Here is a 16733-nt window from a genome sequence, read left to right on the forward strand (position 1 = left end):
CTATCGTTACTCAATCTCGGTAATTTATTTTGTCCGCCAAGTTTGCCTTTAGATTTCATGTATTCTTGAAAACCATTTTTTGGAACTTTGGTAATAACCAGCGTTCGCAACACGTTGCCAACAATCAAATCGTCATAATAAACATTTTGTTTGCGCATGGCAGCATCAATTTGTAACGCAAATTCTTCTAAATTATTGGGTTCTTCCGACACTTCACAATCGAATTCAATGAACCATTCGTGATAAGGTAAACCTTCTTTTGGATTAATTTGTGGTGCCACCGTAAACTCATTTACTCGAACATCGGTTCCTTCCATCGCTTCTTTAAGAGCAGATTCGACTTCTTTTCCGATAACATGTTCACCAAAGGCAGAAATATAATGTTTGATTCTTCCCGAAACAATTACTCGATACGGTTTTAAACTCGTAAACTGAATCGTATCGCCAATATTGTATGCCCAAAGTCCGGCATTAGTAGAAATGATTAAAACGTAATTTACATTTAATTCCACCTCTCCAATGGTGTATCGTTTTGGGTTTTCGGTGAAAAATTCATCAGCTTTTATGAATTCGTAAAAAATACCGGAATTCAACAACAACAACATGCCTTTTTCCTTCTGCGAATCTTGATATGCAAAAAACCCTTCGGAAGCCGGAAACAACTCAATCGAATCTACTTTTCTGCCAATTAGATTTTCAAATTTAGCCCGATACGGTTCAAAATTAACACCGCCATAAATGAATAAATTAAAATTTTTAAAGATTTCGCCCACAGGCTTATTCGCTTTTGTGACCAATTTTTCAAAATACATTTGCACCCAACTCGGAATACCCGAAATCACCGTCATGTCTTCCTTAATCGTTTCATCTACAATGGCATCCACTTTAGTTTCCCAATCTTCAATACAATTGGTTTCCCAACTTGGCATTCTATTTTTTTGTAAGTACTTCGGAATAAAATGCGCTACAATGCCCGACAATCGCCCTAATTTAATTCCGTTTTTTTCTTCCAAAACAGGACTTCCTTGCAGAAATATCATTTTTCCGGAAACAAAATCAGCCTTACCGGTTTCGTGAATGTAACTTAAAATTGCGTTTCTAGCGGCTTGAATATGAAAAGGCATGGATGCCGAAGTAAGCGGAATATATTTTGCGCCCGAAGTTGTTCCTGAGGTTTTAGCAAAATACAAAGGTTTTCCTTTCCAAAGGATGTTTTCTTCCCCTTTTACCACTAAATCAACATAGGATTTTAAGCCTTCATAGTCGCGAACAGGAACGTTTATAGTAAAATCGGAATGGTTTTTTATGGCGCCAAAGTTATGCTCTTTTCCAAATTTTGTTTGAGTCGCTTCTTTGATTAATTCTTGAAATACTTTTTGTTGGGTTTCAATTGGATTATTGGCCCATTTTTGTGTTTTAGCGTAAATTCTTTTTGCTAAAATTTTTGCTGCTAAAGCTTTTAACGACATGCTAATTGAAATTGATAAATTGGGTTGGGTCAATTGGAAAGCCATCTTTCCATAATTCAAACCGTAAAGTGGCGTTTGTTTTTTGTGATGTTGAAGTTCCTGCTAAGGCTATTACCTCGCCCGATTTCACAATATTTCCTTGTGATTTTGTAACCGATGCCGCGTTTTTATACACCGACAAAATATCGTCTTTATGGCGAATAATCACTACATAACCAGAGTTGGGCGTCCAATCTGAAAAGATAATAGTTCCGGCGCCTATTGATTTTATAGGAGTGTTGTTTGTTAAAGCGAGTGTTACTGCTAAATGTTTGTTTTTTGGATTATATTTTTCAATAACCGATCCTCGTGCGGGAGGAAACAACACAAAACCAACTTTAGGCGTTGCAGAATCAAACACATTGAATTTATCTTCTTTAATTACTTGTTGTCTTAACTCTTTTTCCTTTTCTGTTGGATCCACTTCAGATTCATCTAAGAGCTCTAAATCTAAAGCTTTAATAGAATCTTTGTTCAGTTTTGCATACTCTAAATCACCTGTTAACACTTTTTTTATTGAAGCAATATAAGTGTTATTGATTTTTACAGATTTTTCTAACGAATCTGATTTAATTGCCATTTCTAGCGCTTGTTGCTTTAACTTAGAAGAAGCATATCCAGGAATATACTCTCGAAGCGGAGTAAAGGCGATAATAAAAGTGGTAAAAAAAATAATTAAAATAGCCCCTACAGATCCTCCTACAAAAACATTCATTAAATTTAATTTTAATGAAAAAGTTTCCTCAAAAGTATCTTCGTTAAGAATAACTAACCTTCTTTTATTGTATAATTTATTAAGAAGTAGTTGTCGTTTAAGTCTTTTATTGAGCATTTTTTGAAACAAATTAGTAACACAAATATAGTAAATACAACGTGTTCTTACTTTAATAGCTATAATAATTCGTTAAAAAATAATGGTTTGTTAATTTCTTATTATCTTTGTAAGGTATTAAACGAATAAAAGTTATAAATTTTACATATCATGGGAAAAATAGGTCTTACAGAAATATTAGTCATTTTGGCTATTGTTTTATTACTTTTTGGGGGTAAAAAAATTCCAGAATTAATGAAAGGGTTAGGTAGCGGCATAAAAGAATTTAAAAACGCTGCTAAAGATGACCAACCTGCTAATTCTAAAAAAGAAGAGGAAACTAAAGAGTAAATTTTTTTAAATTCCAAGAATAAAATTCCAAATTTAAAAACATGGGATTTGGAATTTTTTGTTTTTGATTTATTATAATACCATCGTCAACTGAATACGCTTTCTCGCTTCGTCCACCTCAACCACTTTAACCTGAACGTGTTGGTGCATTTTTACCACTTCATTAACATCGGAAACATAGCCTTCTTTTAACTGGGAAATATGAACCAAGCCACTTTCTTTAATTCCTACATCAACAAAACAGCCAAAAGCAGTGATGTTGTTTACAATTCCCGGTAAAATCATGCCTGTTTTTAAATCTTTTATGCTGCGAACATTTGGATCAAATTCAAAAATTTTAGCCGTTTTTCTTGGGTCTAATCCTGGTTTTTCTAACTCTTTTAAAATGTCTTTTAAGGTTAAAATTCCAATTTCTGAAGTAATATAATTTTCAGGAGAAATTTGGGTGATTTTTTCTTTATTCGCTATTAGTTCATTTGTTTTTACCCCTAAATCTTTTGCCATTTTTTCTACAATTGCATATGCTTCTGGATGCACCGCCGAATTATCTAACGGGTTTTTTCCGTCTTTAATTCTGATAAATGCCGCAGCTTGTTGATACGCTTTTTCACCTAAACGAGGCACTTTTTTCATTTGTTTTCTGTCTTCAAACGGACCGTTTTCGGAACGATAGGCAACAATATTTTCTGCCATTTTTTCTCCAATGCCTGAAACATAACTCAATAACGATTTACTAGCGGTATTAATGTTAATTCCAACAGAATTTACGCAACTCATTACCGTGCTATCTAATGCTGATTGTAATTTGGTTTGGTCTACATCGTGTTGATATTGTCCTACTCCGATGGATTTCGGATCAATTTTTACCAATTCAGCCAAAGGGTCGCTTAATCGTCGCCCGATAGAAACCGAACCACGAACGGTTACATCGTAATTTGAAAACTCCTCTCGTGCTATTTTACTTGCAGAATAAACAGAAGCGCCGGCCTCAGAAACTACAAAAACTTGAACTGGCTTGTCAAAGGCGATTTTTTTGATGAAAAATTCGGTTTCACGCGAAGCGGTTCCGTTTCCAATTGAAATCGCTTCAATATTATACGCATTTACCATCGAACGGATTTTTTTCATCGCCATAGCGGTATCATTTTGAGGCGCGTGCGGATAAATGGTTTCGTTATTTAACAAATCGCCTTTTTCATCCAAACAAACTAATTTACAGCCACTTTTATAGCCTGGGTCGATGGCTAAAATTCTTTTTTCACCTAAAGGCGGCGCTAATAATAACTGACGTAAATTTTCTGCAAAAACATCAATGGCTTTACTATCGGCTTTCGCTTTGGCTTCTTGCAACGTTTCGTTTGAAATAGCAGATACTAATAAACGTTTGTAACTGTCTTTAATCGCTAATTCTAAATGTTCTGTTGCATCCGAATTTTTATTTTTGATGATGTTTTCTTCGATAAAATCTAGCGCTTCTTCTTTTTCGATGGTAACATTTAATTTTACAAAACCTTCGGCTTCAGCGCGCAACATTGCTAATAATCGGTGGGAAGGTGCTTTTGAAATTGGTTCTTCCCAATCAAAATATTGCGAGAATTTTTGAGCGGCTTCCTCCTCTTTTTTCGTCTTAACTACTTTTGTGGTAATTACCGCTTTCCGTTGAAATAATCGACGTAAATTTTTACGAATAAAGATATTTTCGTTAATCCATTCGGCAATAATATCTCGCGCACCTTGTAACGCTTCGTCTTCATTTTTTACATTCGCATTCAAATATTTAGACGCTAAAAACTCAAGATCATCATTTTTTTGACTCATGATAATTTTTGCTAAAGGCTCTAATCCGTTTTCACGAGCTACATCGGCTTTGGTTTTTTTCTTCTTTTTATAAGGTAAATACAAATCTTCCAATTCTTGCAAATCAAAACTATTTTCAATTTTAGATTTCAATTCAGGTGAAAGCGCATTTTGCTCTTCAATCGATTTTAAGATGCTTTCTTTTCGCTTGACGATTTCCTCAAATTGTTTGTTTAATTTAAAAATAGCTTCGATTTGTACTTCGTCTAAATTTCCAGTTTGGTCTTTTCGGTAACGCGAAATAAATGGAATAGTGCAATCTTCTGAAAGTAATTTTATAGTCGCTTCAATGCTTTTAGGCGCAATATTGGTTTGGTTTTGTATGAATTGAATGTGGGTCATTATGAAAAGAAAAAATATTGGGTGAATTTATAGGCTGAATTTATGTAAATGTACAACTGATTAATCCTGAACGATAAAATCTTTTGGGTCTTCTTTTTTAAATTCGGGTTGAATAGTGGTGTGGTTGATGCCAAACTTTTCAAACAATACCAATTCAATTCGGTTTAAAACTTCATCAAATTGAGTCAATGTAAAATCTTCAGGGCAATCTAAATGCGCTTCTAAATGTATTTCTTCTTCATTTAAATGCCATACGTGAATGTGGTGCAACTTTCCGGCCCCAGACACTTTATGCACTTCTCTAACAATTTCTTTAATATCAATGTGTGCGGGTGTAAATAGCATTAGCATTTTTGTGGACTTAAGTAATAAATCTATTCCCACAACAATTAAATAAATAGCAATTAAAATAGTCATTACACTATCAACCCAAAACCATCCAAAAAATTTCATTAATATCCCGCCCACTAAAACCGCTATTGAAGCCATCATATCGGTAAGTAAATGTAAGTAGGCCGATTTCATATTTAAGTTATGATTGGCGTCTTTTTTTAATAAAATAACCGAAAAACCATTTACAGCTATTCCAAGTGCAGCCAACCAAATTACTAGGTTTGATTTAATATCGTGAGGATGTATAAAACGTCCAACAGCACCATAAATTAAAATAAAAGCCACAATAATTAAAGTCGCGGCGTTTATAAATGCAGCAATAAGTTCGGCGCGTTTTAATCCGAAAGTTTGATCTATAGAAGCTTTTCGTCTGGATAATTTATTAGCAATTAAACTAAAAACCAAAGAAAGAACGTCGGAAAAATTATGCAAAGCATCAGAAATTAACGCTAAACTACCTGAAACAATTCCGCCCACAACTTGAGCTATAGTAATTAGTAAATTCAATAAAATAGAATACACTAAATTTTTAGCTTTTACTTCGTGTTTTTCTATGTGAACGTGATTGTGGTTCATTGAAAGATTATTTACAAGCTATTTTATGCACACGATTAGCGTGTCTTCCACCTTCAAAAGAAGTGGTTAAAAAAGCTTCTACCATTTCTATAGCTTGTTGAATAGAAGTGTATCGAGCTGGAATACTTATAATATTTGCATCATTATGTAGACGCGCTAAAGCGGCGATTTCTTTTGTCCAACACAAAGCGGCACGAATATCTTGATGTTTATTAACCGTCATAGCTATTCCATTTCCAGAACCACAAATAACAATACCAAAATCTGCTTTTTTACTTTCTACATCATACGCCACAGCGTGACCAAAATCTGGATAATCTACACTATCAAAAGTATCCGTTCCGTGGTTAAATATAGTATGTCCTTTTTCTTCTAAAAAATCGACGATTGCTTTTTTGTAGTCGGGACCTGCGTGGTCATTACCGATTGATATTTTCATAGTGTGGTTTGTTTTTACAAAATTACTAAAGTTACTAGTAGTTCTTACTATAACCTATTGTTATTTAGGATTTTTTTAATTAACTATTTTATATTCAAGGAATTATGATATAAAATTAAGTGAAAAATAAGGATTGTTAATTAAATTTTATAATTAGTTGATAATCAGTTAATGTTAAATTAACATTAACTGTTAACAACTTTGGATAGAAAATAAGAAGTTTTTTAAGGTTGTATTAAAAAAAATTGTAATCAAAAATCATAATTAAAAAAGCAAGAATAGTTTTTGTTTTTTATTGGTAAATTATCAATAAAAAATTACTGTTTATTAACATGATCTGGTACTAAAAGTTATTTACAAAACACTATTAAAAAGGATTATGAACAGCTGTTAGTAAAATAGTTTTAAAAATACATTTATACTTAAATTTCAGTTTGTTAGCTAATAAAATTAATGTTTATTAAATTGTATAACTTTAAATAACTTTAAAAATATATCGCTTTAAAAAAACTTATACCACATATTAACACACTATAATCATCATCATAAATTTAAAATTAATTAAAAATATTTTTTGTTGTTTTTAATAAATGTTGAAAACTTTAATAGTTTCAAATTTGTTATTTTTTGGTTAATTATGAAATCTAATTTAATAAATCTAATATCTTATTCGTAACTTTAACACTAATTAGAAAAGATATAATGAGTAAGAAACAAAAAAAATTAGGAAATAAACCAAAAGATTTTACCGCACAAATATTTAAAATATTATCAAGAGAACCCTCTAAATCTTTTAATTACAAACAAATAGCTGCTGTTTTAGAACTATCAGATACAAAAAGCAGAAACGAAATTATTAGAGATTTAAAAATATTAAAATCACAAGATAAATTACATGAAACAGAAATTGGCAAATATCAAATTATTTCCAAATCTGAATATTATGAAGGTGTTATTGACATGACTTCTCGTAAAAATGGATATTTTGTTTGTGATGAATTAGAAGACGATGTTTTTGTTCCGTTTATAAATTTAAATCATGCATTAGATGGTGATAAAGTTAAGGCTTATATATATAACAGAAGAAGTTCACGTAAACCAGAAGCAGAAGTTTTAGAAATTTTAGAAAGAAAAAAAACAGAATTTGTAGGTGTTATAGATATTCAGAAAAATTTTGGTTTTGTTACAACTACAAATGCTAAAATGTATACTGATATTTTTATTCCAAAAAATAAAATCAACGAAGCAGAACATGGAGATGTTGTTTTAGTCACTTTAGAAGATTGGCCTAAGAAAGCGGATTCACCTTTTGGTTCAGTGATAAAAGTGTTAGGAAAACCAGGCGAACACAATACTGAGATTCATGCTATTTTAGCTGAATATGGATTACCATATGATTTTCCAATTGAAGTTGATGCTTTTGCAAATAAAATTGATACTTCGATAACTGAAGAAGAAATTAAAAAACGTAGAGATATGAGAAATATCTTAACGTTTACCATTGATCCAAAAGATGCTAAAGATTTTGATGATGCGTTGTCATTTCAAGTATTAGATAATGGAAATTATGAAATAGGTGTTCATATTGCCGACGTTTCGCATTATTTACAAGAAGGAACTATTTTAGATGATGAAGCGTTTAATAGAGCAACTTCGGTGTATTTAGTAGATAGAGTTGTTCCAATGTTACCAGAAGTATTATCAAATTTTGCTTGTTCATTACGTCCTCATGAAGAAAAATATACATTTTCTGCTGTTTTTCAATTAAATAATAAAGCGGAAGTTGTTGATTCGTGGTTTGGACGAACAGTAACCTATTCTGATCAACGTTTTTCGTATGAAGAAGCTCAGAGTATCATAGAAACTAGATCAGACGTAATTCCAGCTGAAATTTCATTAACTGGAATAGAATATAGTGTTCCAAAACCAATTGTTGAAGCCACTTTAAAAATGGATGAATTAGCTAAAATTCTCCGAAGAAAAAGATTAGCAGCTGGAGCGATTTCATTTGATAAAGTAGAGGTAAAATTCAATTTGAATGAAGAAGCAGAACCTATTGGTGTGTACTTCAAACAAAGTAAAGACTCAAATCATTTGATTGAAGAATTCATGTTGTTAGCGAATAGAAAAGTAGCAGAATTCATTGGAAAACAAAAGAAAACCTTTATTTATAGAATTCACGACGAGCCAAATGAAGATAAATTAATTAATCTTCAAACAGTGATTGCAAAGTTTGGATATTCTATAAATTTTCGCTCTAAAAAAGATATTTCGAGTTCGTTAAATAATTTATTAGAAGAAGTTCAAGGTAAAAAAGAACAGAATTTAGTGGATACGCTTACGATTCGAAGTATGAGTAAAGCTGCTTATTCTACAGAAAATATTGGTCATTACGGATTAGCATTTGATTTTTACAGTCATTTTACATCTCCAATTCGTCGTTATCCTGACGTGATGGCACACCGTTTGCTACAATTTTATTTAGATGGAGGAAAAAGTGTTAATGAAGAAGAATATGAAGAAAAATGTATGCATTCTTCTGATAGAGAAAATTTAGCTGCAAAAGCAGAACGTGATTCTGTGAAATACATGCAAGTAAAATACATGCAAGATCATAAAGATGAAGAGTTTTTAGGAGTGATTTCTGGAGTAACCGAATGGGGAATTTATGTGGAAATCATCGAAAATAAATGCGAAGGTATGTGTAGAATTAGAGAAATTAGAGATGATTATTACACTTTTGATGAAAAACAATATGCTTTAGTAGGTGAAATTTCTAAAAATATGTTACAATTAGGAGACGAAATTTATGTTAAAGTTAAAAATGCAGATTTAGTGAAGAAACAATTGGATTTTCACTATTTAAGAAAGAAAGAGTAGTTTTATTAAAATTAAAGAAATGAAAAATATAATTTTTAGTTTATTATTAATTAGTTCAATAACTTTCGCACAAACCGAGAGATTTATTGGTGATTTTACCAAAGTTACCAGTTTTGATAAAATTGACGTTTTACTACTTTCAGGAACCGAAAATAAAGTAATTTTAAACGGCACTAATTCAGACGAAGTAGAATTAGTAAATAAAAATGGTGAATTAAAAATCAGAATGCCATTTGCAAAAATGTTAAGCGGTGATGCTGTTTCGGTAACAGTTTATTTTAAAAAATTAAACGCTGTGGAAGCTAATGAAGGAAGTCGAGTTACTTCAAAAGATGCAATTGCTTCGGTTAATTTTGATATCATTTGCAAGGAAGGTTCCGAAGTTAAACTTACCAATTTACAAGCAGACAGATTACAAGTTCGTGTTTCGCAAGGAAGTATTGTAACGGTTATTGGTACAGTAAAAAATCAAGATATTTTATCTAATTCGGGAGGAAAATATGATGGTCAAGATTGTAAAACAGAACAAACTGTTGTAACAGTAAATGCTGGTGGAATAGCCCATGTGTTCGCAACTGAATTAATAGAGGCAAAAACAAGAGCAGGTGGTGAAATCATTATTTATGGAAAACCAAAACAAATCAACGAAAAGAAAATTGCTGGAGGAACTATTGAACAAGCAAAATAATAGTAATAAGTTTTCCGTTTTTAGTTGGTAGAATTTTTTGTAAATTCGTACTTTATTAAAAACACTGAATATTAATAACTGAATACTTACCACTTGATTTTACAAGACATTTTAGCTGCTATTCCTTGGGGTTTTTTACTCGCTATTTCTATTGGTCCTGGTTTTTTTATTTTACTTGAAACCAGTATTACCAAAGGATTTAAAGCGGCTTTTACGTTAGATTGTGGTATTATTTTTAGTGATATTATTTTTATTTTAATTGCTTATTTTGCTTCCAATCAAATTTTAGCTCAATTTAAAGACAATCCAAATTTATATATTGTTGGTGGATTAATTATGTCGGTTTATGGACTAATTTCTTATATCCAATTAAGGAAAAAATTTGTAATTGACGAGGAAAGAGATATCGATGATATTCCTAAAAACAACTATTTAGGGTTGTTTTTTAAAGGGTTTTTCTTAAATATTATTAATGTTGGAATATTAGGTTTTTGGATGATGGTGATTATAACTCAAGGACCAAGATTACAAATGATTCCTTTTCGAGTTTTTACTTTTTTTTCTGCCACTTTGTTTTTTTACTTAGTTATAGATGTAGCAAAAATTATCTTAGCAAAACAATTGAAACATCGACTAACACCTGTAAATATTTATAAAATTAAAAGAGTAATTAGTTTTATATTAATCATATTTGGCGTGTTCTTTTTGCTGCAAGGAGTTTTTCCTAGCTTTAAAGAGAAAGTGGTTAACGAAATAGAAGAAAAAAGATAATTAATTTTTATAAAAAAAAGAGTTGCTATTTCTAGCAACTTTTTTGAGGCAACGTCCGGATTCGAAATATTCTTTAATTAATTTTTTCTAAAAATTATCCCATAAAAAAACCTCCTAATTTCTTAGAAGGTTTCAGAGGCATCGTCCGGATTCGAACCGGAGTAGACGGTTTTGCAGACCGGTGCCTAGCCGCTCGGCCACGACGCCATTATTTAAACGGACTGCAAATGTATACAAAAAGTTTAAAATATGTAAGAATTAATTTAAAATTTAAATCAATTAATAAGAACTAATTTCTAAACTCTTCCATTTCAATTGTTACCGCTTCAACATCACCGCCAATAGGTGGGTTTAATTTTGAAACACCAAGTTTAATTCTAGATACCGAAGGAATTTCAGTAAAACATCTTGTAATAATTCGGTTTCCAACATGTTCTAATAATTTAGAACGAATAGCCATTTCTTCCACAACAATTTTATTTAATAAAACATAATCAATAGTGTCTGATAATTCATCGGTTTGAGAAGATTTTCTCAAATCGGTTTTTACTTCTAAGTCTACTCTGTAATCAGACCCTATTTTTTCTTCTTCGACTAAACACCCATGATATGAAAAGGTTCTAATATTTTGTAATTTAATTATTCCCATAAAATTTTAGTTTCAAGGTTGAGGTTTTTTAGTTTTAATCGTTTTTGTTTATCCAAAGTTACATAAAACCTCATACTTTTAAACTTGAAACCTGAAACATTTTCTATCTTTGCATAAAAGAAAGAAAAACAATGTCAAAAGAAGAGAAATCATTGAATTTTATAGAGCAAATTATCGAAGACGATTTAAAAAATGGTTTATCAAAAGATAAATTGCGTTTTCGTTTTCCACCAGAACCAAATGGGTATTTGCACGTGGGTCATGCAAGTGCTATTTGTTTAAATTTTGGCTTAGGCTCCGATTATAAAGCTCCTGTAAATTTACGTTTTGACGACACAAACCCTTCAAAAGAAGAGCAAGAATATGTTGACGCAATCAAGCGTGATGTAGAGTGGTTGGGTTTTAAATGGGATAAGGAATGTTATGCTTCAGATTATTTCCAACAATTATATGATTGGGCAGTAGAATTAATCAAAAAAGATAAAGCCTACGTTGACAGTCAAACTTCGGAAGAAATGGCACAACAAAAAGGAACTCCTACGCAACCTGGAACTAATTCTCCATTTAGAAATCGTTCTATCGAAGAGAATTTAGATTTATTTACACGAATGAAAAAAGGAGAATTTGAAAAAGGAACTCATGTTTTACGTGCAAAAATTTCTATGGGCGCGAACAATATGTTGATGCGTGATCCAATTATTTACCGCATCATGCACGCGCATCATCACCGCACAGGAAACGATTGGTGTATTTATCCAATGTACGATTGGGCGCATGGTGAAAGCGATTATTTAGAGCAAATTTCTCATTCATTTTGTACGCTTGAATTCTTGCCACACCGTGAATTATACGATTGGTTTTTGAATCAAATTTATGACCCATCAAAAGTACGTCCAAAACAAAGAGAATTTGCGCGTAGAAATTTATCACACACGGTTGTTTCTAAACGTAAATTATTGCAATTAGTTGAAGATAAACATGTTACAAGCTGGGATGATCCTCGTATGAGCACCATTTCTGGGATGAGAAGACGTGGTTATACACCTAATTCTATCGTAAATTTTGCCAATACAATTGGAATTGCAAAACGCGATAATTTAATTGATGTTTCACTTTTAGAATTTTGTGTGCGTGAAGATTTAAACAAAATTGCACCTCGTGTAATGGCGGTTTTAGATCCTGTAAAATTAGTAATCACGAATTATCCAGAAGGTCAAGAAGAATTTCTGGAAGCTGAAAATAACCCAGAAGAGGAAGTAATGACTTATAGAAAAGTGCCTTTTTGTAAAGAATTATACATCGAAAGAGAAGATTTTCAGGAAGAAGCACACAAAAAATTTTTCCGATTAACATTAGGAACCGAAGTACGTTTGAAAAACGCTTATATAATTAAAGGTGAATCAGTTATAAAAGATGAAAACGGAAACATTACCGAAATTCACGCTACTTACGACGTAGATTCAAAATCTGGAAGCGGCACAGAAGCTAGTCAAAGAAAAGTAAAAGGAACCATTCATTGGATTTCTATTCCGCACGCAAAAGAAGCAGAAGTTCGTGTGTATGACAGACTATTCACTAATGAAAGCCCAGATAAAGACAAAGAAGTTGATTTTAAAGAATTTATAAATCCAAATTCTTTAAAAGTGATTACGGGATATGTTGAGCCAAGTTTACAAACTGCAAAAGAACTAGACCATTTTCAATTTCAACGCTTAGGTTATTTTTGCGTAGACAGAGATTCAACCGCTGAAAAATTAGTGTTTAATAAAACGGTTGGACTAAGAGATACTTGGGCAAAAATTTCAGAACAATAAAAAAACCACCAATTGTAAAATTGGTGGTTTCGTTTTGTCAATCTGAACTTGATTACTTCGTCAGTTCGCAAGCTCGGGTCAGATTCTAACAATTATTACGCTTCGCTAGTATCACTCGGATTATAATCCGTTGATGTGTGATCATTTTTTTTCTTAGCGCGTTTAGGTTGATTTTTCATCGTTTCCCCAATTTGATTACTTGCTGTAAAACTCGCTACCATATTATTTAACATATCACTTCCAGCTTGTGGAGAGTTTGGTAACAAAATTAAGTTTGAATTAGTATCGGCTCCAATAGCTTGTAAAGTATCATAATGTTGTGTAACCACAATTAATGCCGAAGCTTCTTGCGAATTTATACCAACATTGTTCAACACTTCTACGCTTTCTACTAAACCTCTTGCAATTTCTCTTCGTTGGTCTGCGATACCTTGACCTTGTAGTTTTTTACTTTCAGCTTCAGCTTTTGCTTTTGCTACAATTCTAATGCGTTGTGCTTCCGATTCAAATTCCGCTGCTGTTTTTTCTCTATCAGCTGCGTTAATTCTATTCATTGCATTTTTTACTTGAATATCAGGATCAATATCAGTTACTAACGTATTGATAATATCGTATCCGTAAGTGGTCATAGATTCGTTTAATTCACGTTTTACCGCAATAGCAATGTCGTCTTTTCTTAAAAATACATCATCTAAAATTAATTTTGGAACTTCGGCACGAACCACATCAAATACATAAGCCGTAATTTGATCGTGTGGATATTCTAATTTGTAAAATGCTTCATACACTTTGCTTTGAATTACGTTAAACTGAACCGAAACTTTCATTTTAATAAAAACGTTGTCTTTTGTTTTTGTTTCAATAATAACGTCTAATTGTTGAATTCTAAGGTTTACTCTTCCGGCAACTCTATCTATTACTGGAATTTTTAATTGTAAACCAGAACTCCTAATGCTTGTAAATTTTCCAAATCGCTCAATAACAACTGCGGTTTGTTGTTTTACGGTAAAAAAAGAAGAGAAAAAAATTACCAATCCAATACCAAGGAAAGGAATAAGGGCTAGTTCCATAATTGTATGTTTTAAGTTTAGTGATTATACGTGGAGTTTTGTAAAAAGTTACAAAAAAACCTCCAATTGGAGGTTTTATATTTATAAGGTTTGAATGGCTTTCTCTATTCGTTTGATGGTTTCTGTTTTACCAATCATTTCGATAATGTCAAACAAATGCGGGCCTTTTAAAGCGCCTACTAAACTCAATCGAAGCGGCTGCATTACTTTTCCCATTCCTATTTCATTTGTCGTCATCCATTCTTTTAATAAGGTTTCAATGTTTACCGAAGTAAAATCTTCAATATTGTTCACTTCTGAAATCACTTGTTGCATTAAAACCGGTGTTTCCTCTTTCCAATTTTTAGCTGCTTTTTCGTCATAAGATGTTGGAGCTACAAAGAAATAATCGGCTAAATCCCAAAATTCATTTACAAAATGAGCTCTTTCTTTAATTAAAGAAACAATTTTTGTCATTTCGACAAAGGAGAAATCACATTTTCCTATGCGATTAATAACATCTTTTTCAAAAGCTTTTGCTAGGCTTTCATCACTTTTCCCTATTAGATACTGATGATTAAACCATTTGTTTTTTTCTGGATCAAACTTCGCTCCTGCTTTATGAATTCGGTTTAAATCAAATTTTTCTACCAATTCATTTAACGAGAAAATTTCTTGTTCAGTTCCGTCATTCCAACCCAATAAAGCTAAAAAGTTGATTACCGCTTCTGGGAAAAATCCGTTTTCTCTGTATCCATCCGATTTTGTCATGCTGGAAGCATCTTTCCATTCTAAAGGAAACACAGGAAATCCCATTTTATCACCATCTCGTTTGCTTAATTTTCCGTTACCAATAGGTTTTAAAATCAAAGGTAAATGTGCAAATTCTGGTGCTTTCCAACCAAATGCTTTGTATAATAAAACGTGTAATGGCATCGATGGCAACCATTCTTCACCACGAATTACGTGCGAAGTTTCCATTAAATGATCGTCAATAATATTCGCTAAATGATACGTTGGCATTCCATCCGATTTAAACAATACTTTATCGTCTAGTAATTCAAGATTAAATGATACATGCCCTCTAATTAAGTCTTGAGTAGCATAAATTCGTCTTTCTCCTTTTTCACCATCAAACATTTTAAAACGAATTACATATGGTTCCCCTGAATTTATTTTATTTTTTATTTCATCTTTAGTTAGACTCAATGATGTATTTAGTTTATTTCTAGTTTCCCAATTATAAATAAACGTTTTTCCAGCTGCTTCTGCTTCTTTTCGCATAGCGTCTAAGCTTTCAGCGGTATCGAACGCATAATACGCCCAACCCGAATTTATTAGTTGGTCTGCATATTGTTTATACATCCCTTTTCGTTCGCTTTGACGATAAGGTCCAAATTTTTCATTCTTTCCTATGGTTTCATCTGGCGCAATTCCTAACCATTCTAAAGCTTCAAAAATATAAGATTCTGCTCCAGGAACAAAACGCGTTTGGTCGGTGTCTTCTATTCGTAAATAAAAAGTTCCTCCATGTTTTTTGGCAAACAAATAATTAAATAATGCGGTTCTTACTCCACCTATATGTAATGGCCCTGTTGGGCTTGGCGCAAATCGTACTCTTACAGACATTTCATTAAATTTTAGGCAAAGATACAATTTGAATTTTGATTTTGAGATTGATGGATGATGGAAGTTGAATGATGGAAGTAAAAATGAAACCTGAAACAAATCCTAAATGTTAAGTTTCGTAATAAACTTATTGACTAATCAAGTAAGAAATTGTAATTTTATCGGTTATAAACAACAAGTCAACAAATTTGGAGGCAAAAAACATTATTTTCGATAAACTCGAAAGATTTATCAAAAAGTTTTATACTAATGAACTTATAAAAGGAATCATTCTTTTTATCGGATTAGGCTTGTTGTATTTCATTGTTACCTTATTGATTGAATACTTTTTATGGTTGCCAACCTCTGGAAGAACTATTTTATTTTGGCTGTTTGTTGTGGTTGAATTGTTTTTGTTGATTCGATTTATTGTGTTCCCGTTGTTCAAGTTATTTAAATTACAGCAAGGAATTAACTATCAACAGGCATCAGCCATCATTGGTAATCACTTTACGGAAGTTCAAGATAAGTTGTTGAATTTTTTACAATTAATAGACCAAAATCAAACTTCCGAATTATTAGCAGCATCTATAGAACAAAAAGCCGCCTCATTTCAACCGATTCCGTTTTCAAACGCTATAAATTTTGCTAAAAATAAAAAGTTTTTACCCTATACCATTGTGCCTATACTGCTTTTAATTTTGTTTTTTGTAACCGGAAATTCTTCAGTAATATCAAGCAGTTTTTCTCGAGTTGTAAATTACAAAACAAAATATGCGCCACCAGCACCTTTTGAGTTTGTGGTTTTGAACACTTCATTAACGAGTCAACAAAACACCGATTTTATTTTACAAGTTAAAACAAAAGGGTCAGTAATTCCAGAAAATGTAGTTATTCAAATAGGATCCGAAGAATATTTTCTACAGAATACCAAACCGGGTTTTTTTGAATATACGTTTTCAAAATTATCAAAGGATGTTGTTTTTTCGCTTCAAGC

At 32.0% G+C, this 16733-nt stretch carries 13 protein-coding genes, 1 tRNA gene and 1 pseudogene; 6 read left to right on the plus strand and 9 right to left on the minus strand.

Going from position 1 to position 16733, the window contains the following annotated elements; genetic code table 11:
* Together ACIQZC_RS03870 and ACIQZC_RS03875 are read right to left on the minus strand one after the other, a co-directional pair.
* Positions 1-1469: GH3 auxin-responsive promoter family protein (locus ACIQZC_RS03870; RefSeq protein ID WP_396137927.1), on the minus strand; the 1469-nt coding region annotated here is incomplete at its 3' end.
* 1 nt (position 1470) lies between these two features.
* On the minus strand, positions 1471-2340 hold the full coding sequence (locus ACIQZC_RS03875) for a murein hydrolase activator EnvC family protein (RefSeq protein WP_396137928.1): 870 nt from the start codon (positions 2338-2340) through the stop codon (positions 1471-1473).
* 150 nt (positions 2341-2490) lie between these two features.
* On the opposite strand from ACIQZC_RS03875, the gene tatA reads away from it, so the two are divergent.
* Positions 2491-2670 (plus strand): twin-arginine translocase TatA/TatE family subunit, encoded by a 180-nt coding sequence (gene tatA / locus ACIQZC_RS03880; RefSeq protein WP_396137929.1) that lies wholly within the window; start codon positions 2491-2493, stop codon positions 2668-2670.
* A 72-nt stretch (positions 2671-2742) separates the two neighbouring features.
* Here the strand turns inward: tatA and ACIQZC_RS03885 are convergent, their stop codons facing one another.
* The 3 genes from ACIQZC_RS03885 to rpiB are packed head-to-tail and all read right to left on the minus strand — an operon-like array spanning position 2743 to position 6277.
* Complete coding sequence (locus ACIQZC_RS03885; RefSeq protein WP_396137930.1) at positions 2743-4869, minus strand: Tex family protein; 2127 nt, start codon at positions 4867-4869, stop codon at positions 2743-2745.
* Between the two features lie 60 nt (positions 4870-4929).
* A complete protein-coding gene (locus ACIQZC_RS03890) occupies positions 4930-5838 on the minus strand; it encodes a cation diffusion facilitator family transporter (protein ID WP_396137931.1) in 909 nt (302 codons plus the stop codon).
* 7 nt (positions 5839-5845) lie between these two features.
* Complete coding sequence (gene rpiB, locus ACIQZC_RS03895) at positions 5846-6277, minus strand: ribose 5-phosphate isomerase B (RefSeq protein WP_396137932.1); 432 nt, start codon at positions 6275-6277, stop codon at positions 5846-5848.
* A gap of 702 nt (positions 6278-6979) precedes the next feature.
* On the opposite strand from rpiB, the gene rnr reads away from it, so the two are divergent.
* The 3 genes from rnr (at position 6980) to ACIQZC_RS03910 (ending at position 10616) form a co-directional block, all read left to right on the plus strand.
* Positions 6980-9157 (plus strand): ribonuclease R, encoded by a 2178-nt coding sequence (gene rnr / locus ACIQZC_RS03900; protein WP_396137933.1) that lies wholly within the window; start codon positions 6980-6982, stop codon positions 9155-9157.
* A gap of 19 nt (positions 9158-9176) precedes the next feature.
* A complete protein-coding gene (locus tag ACIQZC_RS03905; protein ID WP_396137934.1) occupies positions 9177-9845 on the plus strand; it encodes a head GIN domain-containing protein in 669 nt (222 codons plus the stop codon).
* Between the two features lie 93 nt (positions 9846-9938).
* Complete coding sequence (locus ACIQZC_RS03910; RefSeq protein ID WP_396137935.1) at positions 9939-10616, plus strand: LysE family translocator; 678 nt, start codon at positions 9939-9941, stop codon at positions 10614-10616.
* A gap of 136 nt (positions 10617-10752) precedes the next feature.
* Here the strand turns inward: ACIQZC_RS03910 and ACIQZC_RS03915 are convergent.
* Positions 10753-10823, minus strand: a tRNA-Cys gene (locus tag ACIQZC_RS03915).
* Between the two features lie 82 nt (positions 10824-10905).
* Positions 10906-11265, minus strand: a complete 360-nt coding sequence (gene folB / locus ACIQZC_RS03920; protein ID WP_396137936.1) for a dihydroneopterin aldolase — start codon at positions 11263-11265, stop codon at positions 10906-10908.
* 131 nt (positions 11266-11396) lie between these two features.
* On the opposite strand from folB, the gene ACIQZC_RS03925 reads away from it, so the two are divergent.
* Complete coding sequence (locus ACIQZC_RS03925) at positions 11397-13079, plus strand: glutamine--tRNA ligase/YqeY domain fusion protein (protein ID WP_396137937.1); 1683 nt, start codon at positions 11397-11399, stop codon at positions 13077-13079.
* Between the two features lie 95 nt (positions 13080-13174).
* Here ACIQZC_RS03925 and ACIQZC_RS03930 read toward each other — a convergent pair whose 3' ends face one another.
* Both ACIQZC_RS03930 and gltX read right to left on the minus strand, forming a co-directional pair.
* Positions 13175-14149, minus strand: coding sequence for an SPFH domain-containing protein (locus ACIQZC_RS03930; RefSeq protein WP_396137938.1), 975 nt, complete (start codon positions 14147-14149; stop codon positions 13175-13177).
* A gap of 81 nt (positions 14150-14230) precedes the next feature.
* The gene (gltX, locus tag ACIQZC_RS03935; RefSeq protein WP_396137939.1) at positions 14231-15757 is read right to left on the minus strand and encodes a glutamate--tRNA ligase; all 1527 of its coding nucleotides are present in this window, start codon (positions 15755-15757) and stop codon (positions 14231-14233) included.
* 188 nt (positions 15758-15945) lie between these two features.
* Here gltX and ACIQZC_RS03940 point away from each other — a divergent pair.
* Positions 15946-16733 (plus strand): annotated as a pseudogene (locus tag ACIQZC_RS03940) (hypothetical protein); the annotation flags it as partial.

Source organism: Flavobacterium sp., assembly GCF_044338735.1.
Classification (GTDB): Bacteria; Bacteroidota; Bacteroidia; order Flavobacteriales; family Flavobacteriaceae; genus Flavobacterium.